The organism is Gilvimarinus agarilyticus, assembly GCF_000832015.1.
In the GTDB taxonomy this organism is placed as follows: domain Bacteria; phylum Pseudomonadota; class Gammaproteobacteria; order Pseudomonadales; family Cellvibrionaceae; genus Gilvimarinus; species Gilvimarinus agarilyticus.
Window position 1 is genome coordinate 1,239,391 of sequence record NZ_JXCJ01000001.1, and the last position, 17,647, is coordinate 1,257,037.

At 54.1% G+C, this 17,647-nt stretch carries 16 protein-coding genes and 1 pseudogene; 3 read left to right on the top strand and 14 right to left on the bottom strand.

The window, feature by feature from the left end; all coding sequences use genetic code 11:
- The coding region (locus tag SD69_RS05410) for an RHS repeat-associated core domain-containing protein (protein WP_041522405.1) at window positions 1-513 on the top strand (513 nt) is incomplete at its 5' end.
- A 277-nt stretch (window positions 514-790) separates the two neighbouring features.
- On the opposite strand, the pseudogene SD69_RS05415 reads toward SD69_RS05410, so the two are convergent.
- The 6 genes and pseudogenes from SD69_RS05415 to napE form a co-directional block, all read right to left on the bottom strand.
- Window positions 791-1,718 (bottom strand): annotated as a pseudogene (locus tag SD69_RS05415) (IS256 family transposase).
- Window positions 1,719-1,874: 156 nt separating this feature from the next.
- Window positions 1,875-2,525, bottom strand: a complete 651-nt coding sequence (locus SD69_RS05420; RefSeq protein WP_052480912.1) for a cytochrome c3 family protein — start codon at window positions 2,523-2,525, stop codon at window positions 1,875-1,877.
- Between the two features lie 6 nt (window positions 2,526-2,531).
- The gene (locus tag SD69_RS05425; protein ID WP_041522406.1) at window positions 2,532-3,008 is read right to left on the bottom strand and encodes a nitrate reductase cytochrome c-type subunit; all 477 of its coding nucleotides are present in this window, start codon (window positions 3,006-3,008) and stop codon (window positions 2,532-2,534) included.
- Window positions 3,009-3,034: 26 nt separating this feature from the next.
- The gene (gene napA / locus SD69_RS05430) at window positions 3,035-5,539 is read right to left on the bottom strand and encodes a nitrate reductase catalytic subunit NapA (RefSeq protein WP_041522407.1); all 2,505 of its coding nucleotides are present in this window, start codon (window positions 5,537-5,539) and stop codon (window positions 3,035-3,037) included.
- Complete coding sequence (locus tag SD69_RS05435; RefSeq protein WP_041522408.1) at window positions 5,536-5,820, bottom strand: chaperone NapD; 285 nt, start codon at window positions 5,818-5,820, stop codon at window positions 5,536-5,538. Before SD69_RS05435 ends, napA begins: the two co-directional genes overlap by 4 nt.
- Window positions 5,821-5,887: 67 nt before the next feature.
- Window positions 5,888-6,067, bottom strand: a complete 180-nt coding sequence (gene napE, locus SD69_RS05440) for a periplasmic nitrate reductase, NapE protein (RefSeq protein ID WP_041522409.1) — start codon at window positions 6,065-6,067, stop codon at window positions 5,888-5,890.
- A 580-nt stretch (window positions 6,068-6,647) separates the two neighbouring features.
- On the opposite strand from napE, the gene SD69_RS05445 reads away from it, so the two are divergent.
- The gene (locus SD69_RS05445; protein ID WP_157471618.1) at window positions 6,648-7,385 is read left to right on the top strand and encodes a DUF5602 domain-containing protein; all 738 of its coding nucleotides are present in this window, start codon (window positions 6,648-6,650) and stop codon (window positions 7,383-7,385) included.
- Window positions 7,386-7,431: 46 nt separating this feature from the next.
- Here SD69_RS05445 and SD69_RS05450 read toward each other — a convergent pair whose 3' ends face one another.
- Entirely contained in the window at window positions 7,432-8,562 is a 1,131-nt protein-coding gene (locus tag SD69_RS05450) for a DUF5610 domain-containing protein (protein ID WP_041522410.1), read from the bottom strand.
- 246 nt (window positions 8,563-8,808) lie between these two features.
- Between SD69_RS05450 and SD69_RS05455 the strand changes: the two genes are divergently transcribed.
- Entirely contained in the window at window positions 8,809-9,669 is an 861-nt protein-coding gene (locus SD69_RS05455) for an SDR family oxidoreductase (protein ID WP_041522411.1), read from the top strand.
- A gap of 122 nt (window positions 9,670-9,791) precedes the next feature.
- On the opposite strand, the gene fabB is transcribed toward SD69_RS05455, so the two are convergent.
- The 7 genes from fabB to SD69_RS05490 all read right to left on the bottom strand — a co-directional run bounded on the left by fabB (window position 9,792) and on the right by SD69_RS05490 (window position 17,323).
- A complete protein-coding gene (gene fabB / locus SD69_RS05460) occupies window positions 9,792-11,009 on the bottom strand; it encodes a beta-ketoacyl-ACP synthase I (RefSeq protein ID WP_041522412.1) in 1,218 nt (405 codons plus the stop codon).
- A 122-nt stretch (window positions 11,010-11,131) separates the two neighbouring features.
- Window positions 11,132-11,656, bottom strand: a complete 525-nt coding sequence (fabA, locus tag SD69_RS05465) for a 3-hydroxyacyl-[acyl-carrier-protein] dehydratase FabA (RefSeq protein ID WP_041522413.1) — start codon at window positions 11,654-11,656, stop codon at window positions 11,132-11,134.
- A gap of 173 nt (window positions 11,657-11,829) precedes the next feature.
- Window positions 11,830-12,792: a polyprenyl synthetase family protein gene (locus tag SD69_RS05470; protein WP_041522414.1), complete on the bottom strand. Its 963-nt coding sequence runs from the start codon at window positions 12,790-12,792 to the stop codon at window positions 11,830-11,832.
- 79 nt (window positions 12,793-12,871) lie between these two features.
- Window positions 12,872-14,164, bottom strand: coding sequence for an NAD(P)/FAD-dependent oxidoreductase (locus SD69_RS05475; protein ID WP_041522415.1), 1,293 nt, complete (start codon window positions 14,162-14,164; stop codon window positions 12,872-12,874).
- A 120-nt stretch (window positions 14,165-14,284) separates the two neighbouring features.
- Window positions 14,285-15,274 (bottom strand): Gfo/Idh/MocA family protein, encoded by a 990-nt coding sequence (locus tag SD69_RS05480; RefSeq protein WP_041522416.1) that lies wholly within the window; start codon window positions 15,272-15,274, stop codon window positions 14,285-14,287.
- 101 nt (window positions 15,275-15,375) lie between these two features.
- Window positions 15,376-16,407, bottom strand: a complete 1,032-nt coding sequence (locus tag SD69_RS05485; protein ID WP_041522417.1) for a helix-turn-helix transcriptional regulator — start codon at window positions 16,405-16,407, stop codon at window positions 15,376-15,378.
- A gap of 1 nt (window position 16,408) precedes the next feature.
- The gene (locus SD69_RS05490; protein WP_041522418.1) at window positions 16,409-17,323 is read right to left on the bottom strand and encodes a diguanylate cyclase; all 915 of its coding nucleotides are present in this window, start codon (window positions 17,321-17,323) and stop codon (window positions 16,409-16,411) included.
- Between the last annotated feature and the right edge of the window lie 324 nt (window positions 17,324-17,647).

Here is a 17,647-nt window from a genome sequence, read left to right on the forward strand (position 1 = left end):
CAGTATTTTGATGGGGAGACAGGGTTGTATTACAACTACTTTCGGAATTATGACCCGGGCTTGGGGAGGTATGTGCAGAGTGATCCGATTGGGCTTGAAGGCGGAATAAATACCTACGCCTATGTAGAAGGGAATCCGTTGACTTTTGTGGATCCACTTGGTTTGTTCACATATGGAAGTGGCGGGAGCCCTATAGGGCGATGGGGGAGGTTGTGGGGTGAAATTTTCAAGGATGAGAATAAGGTAATTCTGCAAGCTCAAGAAAACTTAGTTAAGTACAGTACCGCTTTTGCCGAAGAGTATGGTGAATGTATAGTGTGTGTTGCAGACTGCTTTATTGGAGCAAAAGTTTCTGATGTTGCATTGCGTTATACTGCGGATCGCCAGGCCGAAAGATTGGCTAAAGAAGCTGCTAGGGCTGCAGCAAGAGCAGCTGTAAAAGGCTTTTTTAAATGGGCTGTTGCTCCAGTTGGCGTTGTTACAACCGGGTACTGTTCAGTGCGCTGCTTTTAAGGTTTTATTGCATGAAGGTGAGTCGTAAAATTTTATATCGACTATATATTTCTATTTTTGTTGCCATTTCGGGATTTTTTGTTGCTAAACATTTAACAGGTAGAAATCTAGAAGGAATACATATTTTTATACTTTTCGTGTTTTTTTGCTTTCTATCTTGGATTTTAGTATTTCAAAGACACTCTAAAGGTGAAGTAACCGATAGTGATGAAAATAAATAATAGTTTTTTCTCAGGGCGCGGGAGGGTGGTCAAAACTCTGTGTCAGCCAACTAGCCTCACAGGCTAATGTGTTTTTCTAGGCGCTCCGGGAAGTGAATCGTCAGCTGTGACAGCGTCAGATTCCAGTTCTGAATCGGGTGCGTCCAGCGCTCAGGAGCTTTGAGTATACCGGCGTACAGAAGTTTGAGTAAACCGTTCTCGCTGGCGAAGCCACCCTTGGTTTTTGTCAGCTTGCGGAATTGGCGGTGAACAGCCTCAACCGCATTGGTGGTGTAAATCGCTGTGCGAACGTAATCCAGGTATTTGAAGTAGGCTGACAGTGTCTCCCACTGACTGCGCCAGGACTTGATCACCATTGGATACTTGTCGCCCCACTTGGCCTCCAGTTCGTCCAGGGCGCTCTCAGCGGCATTCAGGGTTGCCGCATTGTAAACGCACTTTAGATCAGCCATGAACGCTTTCTGGTTCTTGGAGGCAACGTACTTCAGCGAGTTGCGGATCTGATGAATGATACAGTGCTGGATCTCGGTGTTGGGGAAGATACTCTCGATGGCTTCGGGAAAGCCCTCCAGGCCGTCAACACAGGCGATCAGGATATCCTGAACCCCGCGGTTGTGAAGATCGGTGAGCACGCTCAGCCAGTGGTGAGCGCCTTCTTGATCCGATAGGTACAGCCCCTTGCGCTCCATTTCATCGGTGAGGTGCGTCTGGTGCTTCTTGACAATCTGAGGCTCGAAGGTACCAGCCCGATCGCGCGGTGTCTCCAGTTCGAAGTTACCCGCCGGGCTCTTCATGGTCTTGGAGGTGCGCCCACTCTTGCGGTTGGGCTTGTCCTCACTGGTAAGGTGCTCCTCTAACTCAGCCTGCATGGCGGCTTCTGTGAGCTGTTTGGTCAGGGGGGAGGATACCGTGTTTACCGCTGAGGTCTTTTCCCGTACGCAGTGCCTTGATGGCGGCGTCTATGTCGAAAGTAGGTTTGGTCATAGATCATCTCTTTTTTGCTAATGATAAAGAAATGACACAGAATTCTGAACACTGCCAGGCCTCCCGTGGTATAAGGTTTTGGTGCAAGTACCGAGTTGCTCCGTGACCTCGGCAACATAATAGCTCCGCTCGACTACCTGCTTAACAGCCTCTTCTTTAACGTTTTAACGGCATCACGCTAAGTGCGGCAATATAGTCCTCAATCGGCTCCATGGGAGCCTGCCCCACGGGAACGCCTTGCATGTCGGGTAAGTGATGAGCGATGCCTTTGTGGCAGTCGATGCAGGTTTTTTCACCCGAGGCGAGTAGCGTGGAATGCATGTTCCGTGCGCGGGGTGATTGCAGAGTAAAGTCCATGTACTCAAAGTTATGGCAGTTACGGCACTCGAGTGAGTCGTTGGCTTTTAGTCGGCGCCATTCACGCTCGGCTAGGTGACGTCGTTTAGCGAGAAATTTATCGCGGGTGTTGATACTGCCAAATATTTTCCCCCACACTTCTTTGGATGCCTCCATTTTTCGGGCGATCTTGTAGGTCCAGTCGTGCGGTACGTGACAGTCAGAGCATTTGGCACGCACGCCGGAGCGATTGGTGTAGTGAATGGTCGGCAATAGCTCTTGGTAGGGGTTGTCCTTCATCTCGTGGCAACTGATGCAAAACTCTTCGGTATTGGTGTATTCCAGCGCGGTGTTAAAGCCGCCCCAAAAAATAATACCGGCGATAAAGCCGCCCATGCTTAACGTGCCTAAACCGATGTACGCTGAGGGTCGGTTGAAAATGCGCCAATATCGCTTTAGAAAACTCAGCATGGGTTACTACTCCGACTCAGAGCCATGTTGACTGGCGGTGTTACTTAATACGGTTTCGATACCTTTAAAGTCGCTGCCGGTGGCGGGCTCGACATTGTGTTGTGGTACATGGCACTGCACACAAAAGTAGCGTCTCGGTGAAACGGCGGCTAAGGGCTGGTGCTCCCGGTTCCAGTAATGGGTAATGCTAACCATCGGGGCGCCGGTGTCAGGGCTGCGTTGGCGGCTGTGACAGGTAAGGCACTGGTTAAAGTTTTTAGTGATCTGATAATTGCGCACCGAGTGCGGAATAGTGGGCGGTTGCTCTGGATAGTTACGCATGGGCCGCTTGATAGGGGTGATAACATCGGGGGTCGCGGGCGGCGTTGTTTCATCCGCTAAGGTGCCGCCGGGACGAATGCCATCCGGCGCGGGGGCGTTTAGCGGTTCATCAGCGGCGGCGGATAAACACAGTAGTGCTAGCAGTAATACGCAGAATTTCATGGTGCCTCCTGTGCGCGCGTGGACGGCTACGCTAGCGAAATAAGCTCGAGCTTGACGGCGCATTTTTTAAAATCCGTTTGCAGAGAGATCGGGTCGGTCGCGTCTAAAGTCACCTTGTTGATGAGCCGGTTGGCGTCAAAAAAGGGCACAAAAATAAGCCCCTTGGGCGGCTTAACCCGGCCGCGCGTCTCTACCCTGGCACGAATCGATCCGCGACGACTGGTCACTCTTACGTCGCTGCCACGCCTAAAGCCTTGATCGCGCGCATCCTCGTAATTCATGTAAATAACGGCGTAAGGTACGGCGGCGTGCAACTCGGGTACCCGTTGGGTCATGCTGCCGGTGTGCCAGTGCTCAAGTACCCGCCCAGTGCTCAACCAGAAGGGGTATTCGTCATCCGGGGATTCGGCCGGTGGCTCGTAGGGCAGGGCAAAAATAATCGCGCGATTATCTTTATGGCCATAAAACTGTACGCCACTGCCTTTTTTAACGTAGGGGTCGTAGCCTTCGCGAAAGCGCCAGCGTGTTTCTTTTCCGTCCACGACGGGCCAGCGTAGGCCACGCTCTTGGTGATAGGTGTCAAAGGGGGCAAGGTCGTGCGCTTTGCCGCGGCCAAATTTTGCGTACTCTTCAAACAAGCCTTTTTGCAGATAAAAGCCAAAGGCGTCAGCCTCGTCGTTACGATACTCTTGGGCACGCTCCTCATTGCTAAATGCATCAACCTGTCCATTGGCAAATAACACGTCATAGAGTGTTTTATTTTTGTAGTCTGGTGCGCTATCCAGTAGCGCCTGAGGCCACACCTCGTTGGTGGTAAAGCGTTTGCTGAACTCGACCAGTTGCCATAAATCAGACTTTGCCTCGCCCGGTGGCGGTACGAGTTGGTGCCAAAATTGGGTGCGTCGCTCGGCGTTACCATAAGCGCCTTCTTTTTCTACCCACATGGCGCTGGGTAAAATGAGATCGGCTGCCTGCGCCGAGGCGGTGGGGTATACATCCGAGACAATGACAAACGCTTCGGGGTTGCGCCACCCAGGTAACGTCTCTTGCGACAAATTGGGGCCGGCTTGAATGTTGTTACATACTTGCGTCCAGTAGACTTTTACCTTGCCATCTTTAAGTGCCCGGCTTTGATGAACGGCAGATAGGCCTACTTTGTCTGGTATGGCGCCAGCCGGCAGCTTCCATATGTTTTCGGTTTTTTTGCGGTGCTCAGGGTTGCTGACCAACATGTCCGCCGGTAAACGGTGGGAAAATGTTCCCACCTCGCGCGCCGAGCCACAGGCCGAGGGTTGTCCCGTGAGAGAAAAGGGGCTGTTGCCCGGCTCCGATATTTTGCCTGTGAGTAAGTGGATGTTGTACACCAGGTTGTTGGCCCATACGCCTCGGGTGTGTTGGTTAAAGCCCATTGTCCAAAGAGACATCACCTTTTTGTTGGGGTCGGCGTAAATTTTTGCCAGGCGCTCAAGCCGCTCTTTGGCAACCCCGGTTTCTTTGGCTGTGTACTCGAGGGTGTAACGGCTAACAAATTTAGCAAACTCGTCAAAATCCGAATCGCTAAATGCCCCCACCTTATCGGCGCCGGTGGCCTTTTGTTGGCGAGGATCCTCTGGGCGCAAGCCGTAACCAATGTCGGGTTGCCCGACGGCAAAACGGGTGTGTTTATTCACAAACTCGTGATTAACTGCATCATTCTGGATAATGTAGTTGGCGATATAATTTAAAATAATTAAATCGGTTTGCGGTTTAAAAATTATCGGCAGATCGGCCAGCTCAAAGGTGCGGGTCTCGTAGGGAGACATGGCCACCACCTCGACATGATCGAACGATAGGCGCCGGTCGGTTACCCGGCTCCAGAGCATGGGATGCATCTCAGCCATATTTGAACCCCATAACACGAACGCATCGGCGTGTTCGATATCGTCGTAGCACCCCATGGGCTCATCGATACCAAATGTGCGCATAAACCCGCCCACGGCCGAGGCCATACAGTGGCGGGCATTGGGGTCGAGATTGTTACTGAGAAATCCGCCCTTAACCAGCTTGCTGGCGGCGTAGGCCTCCCACACCGTCCATTGGCCTGAGCCCATCATGGCGATACTCTCGGGCCCGTGATCGCGGATGGCGGCTTTAAATTGTTGCTCCATGATGTCAAACGCCTGCTTCCAGCTGATGGGCGCAAAGCTGCCGTTTTTATCGTACTGGCCGTTGCTCATACGCAGCATTGGCGTGTGCAGGCGATCGCTGCCGTACATAATCTTTGATAGAAAATAGCCTTTTACGCAGTTAAGGCCACGGTTAACTTCGGCCTTAACGTCACCGTGGGTGGCGACCACCTGATTATCTTTGGTGGCTACCATCACCCCGCAGCCAACGCCGCAAAAGCGGCAGGGGGCTTTGCTCCAGGTTAAGCTGGTAAGCTCGCGGTTGGTGATAAGGTTGGTGGCGCTGGCAGGAATCGGTAGTCCTAACGACAGCGCGGCTACGGCGGCGGCATTGGCTTTTGCGAATAGACGGCGGGTGATATTCATGGGGTCACATCCTCAGGGGCGAGAATTTCGTGATACACCAGAGCGGCGGTGATAATACTGGGGTGATCGGTGGCCTCGTCGATCAGCCGTAAAATGTTTTGTTCTCGTTCGGCCTCGATAACAACGACTAATTTTCCGGTGTGACTTTCGGCGTGAATTTCAGCGCCGGGGTAGTCATTAAGCCAAAGGCGAGCCTCACGGAACTGCTCGGGGCGAGTGTAAATAGCAATGCTGGCAACGTGCAGCGCTTCTTTGTGACGAGCTATTAATTCGGCTGGCATAGGGCTTCCGCTTTCTCTGCGAGTTTTATAAATTGGTTGTCAAATAACAGCGATCATCAGAGTTAAGTTATCCGGCCCCGGGAGGACCTGCCAATATTTGATACATCCAGATCGTAAACCCGTAGCCACCCACGATGGCGACACTGAGTAACGGAAAGAGAAAAACAATAATAAAAATAAACAGTCGCCACTCCCGGCGTTTCTGTTCATTTTCAGGCTGCAGCTTGAGCTCTTGAGTGGGCGTCACGGTTGCTCTCCTATTGAGACCTTTATCCTTCGAGGCAGGCAGACCTGTTGGGTCAAATAAGCCATGTAACAGACGTAACAACTGAAGTGTAGTCAAGATCGACGCAATAGAAAGTTTTGTTTTTAAGTGTTTTAAGTGATGTTGAGTAGCTCGAAGACAAACAAAAGGCAATAAGCGATTTGACCTTCTCTTGGTAATTCATGTACTTACAAAAAGCTCGTGTGTGAGTGCTTGAGTTTGGCGTCGCAATCCCTCTTGTTATTGTTTGAAGGGCTGACTATTTTTTAACTTCCGTTTATTAGCTGTGCCGTCGGGCTGGGTGGTGTCTCGCACTCGGCGCAGGTTACGCCTATTTGGGGTTAATGTTATGGAGCGACAAAGGTTTACAGGGTACGCGCTTGTGTGGGCTTTGGGGCTAGTGTTGGGGAGCTGGGTGCTAAGCGTTAGCGCTAGCGGCAATAAACACCGTGCCCCAGGTAATGCTCATAGTGGCGAGGTGCCGTTTGCGCACGCGTCAAAGTTGAAGCCACCAGAGTTTGGGCCGTCCGTGAGTTTGGGGGGCGGTAAGGTGCGCTCTTATATGGTGTTAAAAAAGAATCGCCGGCCGCAGGAAATTGGCATCTTGTTTACCGGCTCATCTCTAATGCAACTCCCCGGAGGCGATATGCCAATGAGCGATGGTCGCTGGGATGTGTTGGATGAATATGGCAGTGTGGTTTGGCCGTGTTGTGGTTACGAGCATGTATTGGAGTTGCCTGCTTCGGCTAAGCGCACCACTCATTTTAAACACTTAGTGGTGAACTGGAATAATCACGGACACCCACCGCCTGCGATTTACGATAAGCCCCACTTTGATTTTCATTTTTACACCATTAGCAATGCGGTGCGCACTTCGATAACGGCGCCTATGGCCGATGAGATGTGTGGGCCAACGTTGCCGCTCAGCTGCGACGACCTGGACACGGCGTTAAAGCCGCTGACCCCGGCACAAACCCCACCGGATTTCTTTTCGCTGGGGGCCGTTGAGCCGGGCATGGGGAATCATATGCTCGACGGTACTGCGCCGGAGTTGGCGGGCGAGCCTTTTACACAAACCTGGATCTTTGGTACCTGGGATGGGGCTATTTCATTTTTTGAGCCCATGATTACCATGGATTATTTACAGCAGTTGTCTGGTGAGCAGTGTTACGACATAAAAATGCCCATGTATTTTTCGGCCGCGGGTTTTTATCCTACGGGTTACTGTGTGCGTTATTTCGAGTTGTACGACACATACCAAGTGGCGCTTAATCGTTTTCAGTGGTTCCACCGAGAGTAACTCGGAAAGAGGGGCGGGCTGGGGGGGCGTACCCCTTGCCCTTCGATTAAGATATTTGCGGTTCGCTGTTTGTATTGCCGGAAAAACTGTTAGCTAATACTTTATCGAGAAAATCGCTAAAGCGTTTACCGTCGCGGTTGCCGGGTAGGTCGGCATCGGCGTAAAGGCCGTTAACAATGTCCAGCAATAACTGGTAGGGCTCGGCGAACTGATTGGCCTGGGCCACGGCATTTTGGGTGTCTTTAATAAACTGACCGACGGGCTGCAGGCGCTCCTGTAGTTGGCTGGACGCCGGTGCCTGACTGCCGTACGCGCTGTTCGCACGTTGAATGTCAACCCGCGTTAAGTTGAGCGCAAACCCTTCGATTTGCGCTTGGTCATAACCGAGTGCTAGAGCTGACTCAAACGCACCGGCAATATCCCCACTAAAAAACGATTCGGCCAGTGAGTTCACTTGTTGCACTAAGTTGTTGATGGCGGTTTGCTCGGCCTCGTTTAGCTCCCCCGTAATATTCAATTGGTAGTCAAGGCTTGAGCTTGAGGCGCGCGAGCCACTGCCGTCTGCGTCGCGCCAAAATTGTAAATCGCTGTGGCTGGCATTGGCCTGAATACTGACTTTGTCGCCCTCGGCTGTAAGTAGCTCAAAGCGAAAGCTTTGGGCCGAGGCGTATTGGTAACTTGCGTGATTTGGCGGAGTGACCGGGCGTGTCGGGGCTGTCACGGCCTCTGTCTCGGCGAGGGGGTAACCCAAAAACTCGTGTGCAAGTTCATCGATACCAGTGGTTACTAACTCATAGGTTTTATTGATGGCGCTGCTCACTTGTTTGTCGAGTAAGCTTAGCGCCTCTAACCGCTCGCGCGCCTCTTCAAAGCCTTTGTTAAACCCCGAAAGCCCTGCTTGCAGGCGTGCCTCTAGTGCTTCGCCGGTGGCGCCATTGGCGGCGTCTCGCTCCAGCTGGCGCTGAATAAACCCAAGAATATTGCCCGCCGCCTGTTCGGCGGTTAACGGTTTAAAGTGGCCGGTTTCCGCGGGCTGGATATGCTCGGCGGCCTTGTCGCCCAGTAGCGTTAGTGCCTGAGTGGTTTTGCTGTTAACCACACCATCGGGGGCGCTTAGCTGTGCCGCCTGGCGGGTGGCACTTAAGGTGCTGTGTAGGCCGGTTTGATGGGGCGTCATAGAAACCTCGGCTGAGAATGAAGTGGTATATGGTCTGTTATCGGCCAAAGAGGAGATCTTTTTAGGTGTTTTTTTAGTCAACTTGGGTCTTACGTCTTGCGTGTGTCCGGGCTCTGGCTTCTATGTGTGATATAAAGGCGGTAGTGTTGCAATGACCGACTGCGCGCGTAAGGCTTTGGGTGCAGGTTGCGGGGCTTTTGACCCTCGCTAGTGGTTTGCCGTTACTTCCAAAAAGTGAGATTAGATTTGAAGTTGTTATTAACCGATAGCGCGCACTCGCTGGGTGTGGCGCTTGAGCACGAGCTAGAGCGCGAGCCATTCGGCTTGCTGGCGCCAGCGGCTAAAGACGTCGATTGGTGCGATCGCGAGGCGGTTGACGCCTACATTGGTCAGGGTAAGCCCAACCTGGTCATTAACACCCTTGGGTGGTCGGATGCGCCGGGCGAACCCGGTTGCACATTATTGCCGTTGGCAGCCGAGGCATTAGCCGAAGTGTGCCGCGAGCGGGATATCCCGATGATACAGCTGTCGAGCTATCGGGTGTTTGGCGATGATAATAAAAGCAAGCACTCCGAGCGCGATGAGCCAGTGCCCAATAGTGTCGTAGGCCGGGCGTTTTACGCCGCCGAGCAAGCGGTAACCGAGCGCTTAGAGCGGGCTATTGTGTTGCGCACCAGCTGGGTGATTGGCAGTTTCGGCGATAACCATTTAACACGCCTTTTGCGAGCGTTGCAGGCCGGTGAAAGTTGGCAGGTCAACAGCCGTTTACGTGGCGCCCCGACCGCTCTATCGGATGTGGCGCGGGTGATTGTCGGTTTGATTAAACAGATTAGCTGTGGCGCCGAGTGCTGGGGCGTATATCACTATTGCAGTGGCGATGCCTGCACCGAGATGGAATTTGCCGAGCAACTACTGCAAGTGTTGCAGCAACAAGACTATCAGGGTCCAGAGCCGGTCTTTGAGGTCGTGGACGAGGCCCCCGAGGGTGAGCCGTTAAGTGCAGTTTTGAGTTCGCTGCGGGTTCGCAATGACTTTGGCGTACAAACGCGCACATGGCGCACCATGCTGGTGTCGATGGTTAAGCAGTGGTTACATACGAATCAGTAGCGGAAGCTAGCAGCGTGTTGATAACGAAGCTCTCAATGATCTGAGTTGTGCGTATGGCTAGGGGGGAGGGGGGCGAGAGCGTCGGTGCCCAATATGTGCACCGACGTCTCTTCGAGTGCAGGTTAATCTGTGTAGCGCTGAAATACCAATGACGCGTTAGTGCCGCCAAAGCCAAAGCTATTAGATAAAACGCGGTTAAGCGTGACGTTGTCCTGGCGCTCGCGCACGATAGGGACGCCGGCCGCCTCAGGGTCCAGCTCTTCGACGTTAGCCGAGGCACAGATGAAGTTGTTCTCCATCATCATCAGTGAGTAAATCGCCTCTTGTACGCCGGTTGCCCCTAACGAGTGACCGGTTAACGACTTGGTCGAGCTAATGGCGGGAATCTTCTCGCCAAAGGTATTGCGTACCGCTTTAAGCTCGGCCAGATCACCCACCGGTGTACTGGTGCCGTGAGAGTTGATGTAATCGATGTCGCCCTCGACGGTGGCCATGGCCTGGCGCATGCAGCGCTCGGCGCCTTCGCCAGAAGGTGCGACCATGTCGTAGCCATCGGAGGTGGCACCATAGCCCACCAGCTCGCCGTAGATCTTAGCGCCGCGTGCTTTGGCGTGCTCTAGTTCTTCGAGCACCAAGCAGCCGCCACCACCGGCGATCACAAACCCGTCGCGGGCGGCATCGTAAGCCCGCGAAGCTTTATCGGGGGTGTCGTTGTATTTGGTCGAGAGTGCGCCCATGGCGTCAAACAGGCAAGACAGCGACCAGTGCTCCTCTTCACCGCCACCGGCAAAGATCATATCTTGCTTGCCCAGCTGAATTTGCTCCATCGCGTTACCGATACAGTGTGCACTGGTGGCGCAGGCTGATGAAATGGAGTAATTCACCCCTTTAATCTTGAATGGAGTCGCCAGACAGGCCGAGGTGGTGCTGCCCATGGTTTGGGTCACGCGGTAGGGCCCAATACGCTTGAGGCCACGGTTGCGTAGAATATCGGCTGCCTCTACCAGGTTTTGTGAGCCGGCGCCGCCAGAGCCCATAATGATACCGGTGCGCTCGTTGGAGTACTCTGCTTCGGTTAGGCCAGCATCTTTAATGGCTTGATCCATAGAGACATAGGCAAACGCCGCGGCATCGCCCATAAAACGCAACACTTTGCGGTCGATCAGTTCTTTTAAGTCGAGATCGACGGAGCCGGCCACGCAGGAGCGAAAGCCCATCTCTTCATAGCTAGAGTTGTATGTAATACCAGAGCGACCGTGACGCAGAGCGTCCAGTACGGTGGATTTATCATTACCGATGCAGGAAACAATGCCCATACCAGTAACTACAACGCGTTTCATAGGCTACCTCTTAATAGTGCTCAGCTTTGATCAGCGAGAGCGGCTACATTTTTGTCTATTATGCCACAGCGCAATCAACTTCAACCGGTTTGACAGTAGGCGCTGAGCTTAGTGCCTTACTGTTAAAAGGAATCGGTGTTGGAAAACAGGCCGACCCGCAGGTCCTTGGCAAAATAAATATCTTTGCCGTCAACCGATACCCGGCCGTCGGCAATACCCATAATCAACTTGCGCTCGATAACGCGCTTTAGGTTGATGTGGTAGCTAATTTTTTTCGCGGTGGGCAGAATTTGCCCGGTAAACTTAACCTCGCCACAGCCCAGTGCGCGTCCGCGCCCGGGGTTGCCCTTCCAGGCCAAGAAGAATCCCACCAGCTGCCACATGGCGTCCAGTCCCAGGCAGCCAGGCATAACCGGGTCGCCCGGAAAGTGGCAATCAAAAAACCACAGGTCTGGGCTGATATCCAGCTCGGCGATAATCTCACCTTTGTTGTACTCACCACCGGTTTCGCTGATATGGGCAATACGGTTAAGCATAAGCATGTTAGGTACCGGCAGCTGTGCATTACCGGGCCCAAACAGACGACCGTGGCCGCATTCGAGCAGTTCTTCCAGGCTGTATGAGCTCTGCTGGACGTGTGAATTCATAGTGTTAACTCTGAGCAGTAAATCAAACGGGTGGGGCCATCCGGGCCGCAAAGGGGCACATTCTACCTTGTGCCACTGGCTTGTCTAGTGTTGTATCGGGTAATCCGTGTTTTCAGCGCTCGCCGCACCCGTCACAAAGTCTAGTACATAGCGCCGCGGTACAGGCTTTGCCGCTAGTGGTTGCGCCCGGTGGCAAACTCGGCAACATCCGCGAGTGCGCTGCGATAACGGCCCTTGGGGAGGGCCTCTAGCGCCGCCAGGGCCAGTGTTACGGCGTCGCGGGCGGCTGCCAGGGTGTACTCCATGGCGCCGGTCGCCTCGACAATGGCCACCACCTTGTCGAGCTGGCTGGCATCGCCGTTGCTGATGGCGTTGCGGATCAGCTCGCGGTCGGCGGCTGGCGCTTTCTCCATCGCCCGGATCAGCGGTAAGGTCGGTTTGCCTTCCGCCAGATCATCGCCCACATTTTTGCCTAGCGCCTCGGCGTCACCCTTGTAGTCGAGCGCGTCGTCCACCAGTTGAAAGGCGATGCCGACCTGCAGGCCGTATTGGCTGAGCGCCTGACGAGTCGTCGCGTCCGCGCCGGCAATTACCGCACCCACCTCGCAGGCCGCGGCAAACAGCACTGCGGTTTTCTTTTCGATAACTTGCCGGTATCCCGCCTCGGTAAGGTCCGGGTCTTTGGCGTTTACCAGCTGCTGGACTTCGCCCTCGGCAATAATATTAGTGGTTTTGGATAGAATGGTCATGATGTCCATGTTGCCAATGGCCACCATCATCTGAAACGCACGGGAGTAGAGAAAGTCACCTACCAGTACACTGGGGGCGTTGCCCCATTCGGCGTTGGCCGTAGGGCGGCCGCGACGCAGACTTGAAACGTCGACGACATCATCGTGCAGTAGCGTCGCCGAGTGAATAAACTCGATCACGGCGGCGAGGTCTAGGTGATGTTTACCGTTGTAATCTAAAGCGCGAGCACTCAGTAGTACCATGAGTGGGCGCAGGCGCTTGCCGCCGGCCTCAATAAGGTAGTGCCCGATGTTCTCGACCAGGCCGACATCAGAGTAAAGTTGACGAATGATTAAATCATTCACCTCGCTAAAATCGTCGGCGACGACATCGTGAAACGGCAGCATTTACAGATCCTTATTAACGCGAGAGCGCATCCTAGGCAGGGCCGCACGGGCTGTCAAGCCGCGGGCCCGCTAGCGGTGGTTAGTGCAGTTTGAGTTTTGGTTTGAGCCAGCGGTTAATGCTGCCCGATAACATCACCAGCACGGTTTTTAGGTAGCCGTGTACGGCCACCTGGTGCATGCGATAGAGCGAGACGTAGACCATCCGCGCCAGCCGACCCTCAATAAACAGCGAGCCGCCACTTAAGTTGCCCATCAGGCTGCCCACGGTTGAAAAATTAGACAGCGACACCAGCGAGCCGTGATCTTTGTAGCGATACACTTTCAGCGCTTTGCCATCCAGTTGCGCGCGGATGTTGTGATAACAAACGTCAGCCATTTGGTGAGCCGATTGTGCCCGAGGTGGCACGCGGCTTCCGTCGGTTTGAATAAACTCAGCGCAGTCCCCCAGCGCAAACAGGTTGGGCTCGTTTTTGATTTGCAGGTAGGCATTCACCGGCAGCTGGTTAATGCGGTTGGTGGGGATACCGCCCAGGTTTTTAAGCGCGTCGGGCACTTTTACGCCCGCGGCCCACACCATTAAATCTGACTCTATTTTTTCGCCATCGGCAGTTTCCAGCCCGTCAGTGACGGCAGCCGTAATGCGGGTGTTGAGCTTGATATTGACGCCTAGCTTGACCAGCTCGCGGCTGGCAGCGGCCGAGATGCGCTCGGGCAATGCAGGCAATATGCGGGGGCCGGCTTCTACCAGAGTAATGTTTAAATGCTCACTATCGATCGCGTCAAAGCCATACGTGTGAAACTTGGCCACCGCGTGGTGCAGCTCGGCGGACAGCTCAACGCCGGTGGCGCCGGCGCCGACAATGGCGATGTTAACGGTTTTACGGGTGTCGGGTACCCGCTGGATGCGCAAAAAGCGTCCCAGCAGTTTATTGCGAAACTTGTGCGCTTGCGTGGGGCTGTCGAGGAAGATGCAGTGATCTTTCACCCCGGGGGTATTAAAGTCATTTGAGGCCGACCCCATGGCGAGAACTAAGATGTCGTAATCCACCCGGGTCTCGGGCAGCATCTCTTGGCCGTCTTCATCAAAAATGGGGGCAATAATAACCTGTTGCGTCTCGCGGTCGATACCTGTCATGGAGCCGATACGAAACTGAAAGTGATGGGCAAACGCGTGGGCGCGATAGCTGACCGCGTCGACGCCTTCGTCCATGGTGCCCACCGCAATTTCGTGCAGCAGTGGTTTCCATACGTGGGTGGTGTTGCGGTCAATAAGGGTAATATGTGCTTTGCCTTTGCGCCCGAGCTTGCGCCCCAGCTTGGTGACTAGCTCTAACCCGCCGGCGCCGCCGCCGACTACGACAATCTTCTTCAAACCTGGCTCCTTTTAATAATGTTAACGAGGGTTTGCCTCGCGATTAATACGGGTGATGAACCCGGGCTTTTGGCCCTTTTTTTGTGCAGCCAGCGCTAAGCGGTACCCTTGGTGTGGGGGCTATAGGCTGACCCAGCTTTGTTGTTTGGCACTGCTAACAATGGCGTCGAGAACGCTCATGTTGTCGAGTGCGTCAGTCATGGGGGTTGGTACGGGCTTATTATGCAAGATTGCGGCGGCAAACGCATCGGTCATGTTGCGGTAATGGTTGGCCGGTTCAATGCTGAGTTGCTCAACCTTGCCGTTGCGCTGAAGCGTTAGCTCGGTGGCATTATCGGCGATCGGATTAAAAGGGATAGAAATACGCAGACTCCCCGCTTCGCCGGCAATCTCAACCCACTGTTCGGGCTCGGTCTTGGTCGAGCAGGTAAAGCTGGCGCTGGCACCCTCGAATACCATCAGTGCCGAGCTAATGCAGTCGACCTCGTACTCGCCCAGGTTGTCCATATGCCCCAGCACCCGCTGAGGCTCGGCATTCAGTAAAAAGCGCGCCAGCGATATGCCGTAGCAACCGATGTCCATCAAGGCGCCGCCGCCCATGGCGGCACTGTTGCGAATATTGTCTGTATCGCGGTTGTTGTAACTAAACGCGCATTGAATGGTGCGGACACGGCCAATAGCACCCGCATCGCACCGTTGTTTAACTTGCTGCCACTGGGGGTGAAAGCGGTACATAAACGCTTCCATCAGCTTCAGCTCGGGGTGGCGCGCCGCGCAGGCCAGTAAAGGCTCAAGGTCCGCAACATCTAGCCCGGCGGGCTTTTCTACCAGTACATGTTTACCGGCTTCCAGCGCTTTAATCGACCAGGGCACATGCATGTGATTGGGCATTGGGTTGTAGATGGCGTCAATATCGGGGTCGGCCAGCAGAGCGTCGTAGCTGCCGTAGGCGCGCTTAATACCAAGCAGGTCAGCTTGGGCGCGGGCGTTGTGCTCATCCCGCGAGGCAATGGCAACCACCTCGCCCAGCTCCGACGTTTGAATTGCAGGAATAGTGTGCAATCGGGCAATTTTGGCCGTGCTTAACACGCCCCAACGGATCTTGGTCATGACAGCTCTCTTCGCTCGGTAAGTGTGATAGGTCGGTGCCGCCTGATTATACGCGTTAATCAGAGCTTTCGCAGACACTCACAAGTCGGTAGGGCGGGTCTTTATCGGGCTGAGGTGATTGCGCTGGTGAGCTGGCTGGGGATGATTCCGGTCCAGCGCTTAAAGGCACGACGCAGGTTGCGCGCATCGTGAAAATGCAGCCGGGTTGCCACCTCGGCGAGCGGTAATTGCTCGCGGGTGAGCCAAAACAGCGCCTGCTCTTTGCGCACTAAATCAAAACGCTGCTGGAAACTGGTATGGTGTTTTTTAAGCTTGCGTTTGAGGGTGGCGGGGCTTATACCAAACTCGCTAGCGGCCGTTTCCAGCGATGGATTGTCAGCGAGCTGGTCACGCAAGTAACCGTCAAAAAGGGCGACAAACCCCACGTTAGGGAGCTCTTGCAAAAGACGGTCACATTGGCTTCTGGCAATCTGCGCCACACTGACGGCGGCGCCAGGCCAGGGGTGGGCCAGCTCGCTGCGGGAAATTTGCATGCCGTACTGATGGCTGTGGGTGTGAATACGCCGGCCCCAGTGCACCTCGTATTGTTCACGGTGTGCGGGTTCGCCCGGCAGATGAAACTGCCACGCCAGTGGGCGCCCAGCCAGAGTCTTACTGGTATTGACCAGTGCCGTGATCATCATGTCGGTTAAAAATGCTACATGCTCACCGGCGCCACAGGCATCGTGCCAATAAATGTACAAGTCGTCGCAGTGCCACTCCAGGCGTGGGCTTAGCAGCGGTGACAAAATAGCTTGATAGTGCACGAGTATGTTGAGCGCCTGCAGTAAGTTGCCCGAGCTTTGTAAGGCGCTAGAGGCGGGCCCAAAGTTGCCCGGGTAAAGCCGCGCACCGGCTAAAAAAGCAGTCTCGGCGGCGGGCAAAATCTTACGTATATTGCTCAGCAACGCAAAGCATTGCGCCGGTCGCAGTGTTAATTCACCTCGCAGAAAGTCGTCTAAAAAAATACCGGTACCACGCAGCAGTCGGTGGCTATCGACGCCGCGGCTGCAGGCTAAGTCGATTAATGCGGCCGGAAATTCATGGGCCTGAACACAGGCGCTATCGATCTCGTAGTGGGCTTTGCTGGTCATGCTACGCGGCCACGCTGTGTGCGTTTTTTTTGTCTTTGGCTTGCAGTAATCGTGTGGTGGCCCGTTCGATTAGGGCGTCGACCTTGTCGTCTTCTGCGATGCTGATGCCAGCACTAATACTTTGGTATACGGTTTCACCCTGCTGCGCCGTTTTGTAGGCAAAGTGCTCGATGGCCCGACTGAGCTGGGCGGTAATCTCTCGTGCCATTAGTTCGCCGGTGTTGGGTAGCACAACGGCAAAACGGTCACCGGCGTAGCGACACAGTAAATCGGTGCGGCGCAAGTTAAGTAGTATCAACTCGGCCAACTCTTGTAGCAAACGATCGCCTTCGGCGTGACCAAAACGTTGATTGGTTGCGGCAAAGTGATCGATGTCCAGCAAAACCAACGCCAGCGGCTGTTGTTGGTGGCGCGCGCGTTGCAATGCAGCGCTTAATTGACGGCGTAAAAATCGCGCGTCGCCAAGTCCGGTTAAACCATCCTGTAAGCGATACTCGCGAAACACTTGCTCGCGCTTGCGGCGTTGCTCGGAAAATACCAGCTGCTCTTTGTGCCAGTGGTATAAACCAAAAGTTAGTACGGTTAAGCCGGTGGGCATCAGGATCGACTCTAGCCCACTGTTTAAGAACAGGCCTTTATCGATGGCGATAATTTCGTCGAGTAAATCCTGAAAGGTTCCGACAAAAATTAATCCAAGCCCCAGGGCCAGTAGGTTGGTGACGGCGCCATTGGGGCGGCTGTTTAACGTAAACCCGAGCCACAGTGCTGCCAGTAAGCAAACACCACCTTCACCGACGATATCCAGCCAGTCAATGTCGCCCCAGTTTTTTACATCGCCTACGGCAAGGCTAATGACAATCGTAATGTTGGTGATGAAAGCTACTGTGAGCAGCTTCCATTTATGTAGTCGAATCATGTGAGCATCCCGCAATCGTTAGGGTGTCTATAGCAGCTCAATGTAACGGTTTTGTGACATGCAGCGTAACCAAGCGAAATTAAATTGCTGTGGCTAAAGGGGGCAAATCGGCTCAGGCAATCGCTCGCCTGCGGGTAAAAAAAGTTGGTTCGTACCGTGGCGGCGCGCAAAAAGGCTTTGTGTGGGGGGCCGCTTAGCTCAGCAGGAGCTTTTAAAACCTTCCGAGTGGCTGTTTCGCGGCCGACGGTTTGCTGCTGTCACAGTCTTGTCATTTTCACTTTCTATCGTCGGCGCACCAAACAACGAGGTGTGCGCTCTTGGCTT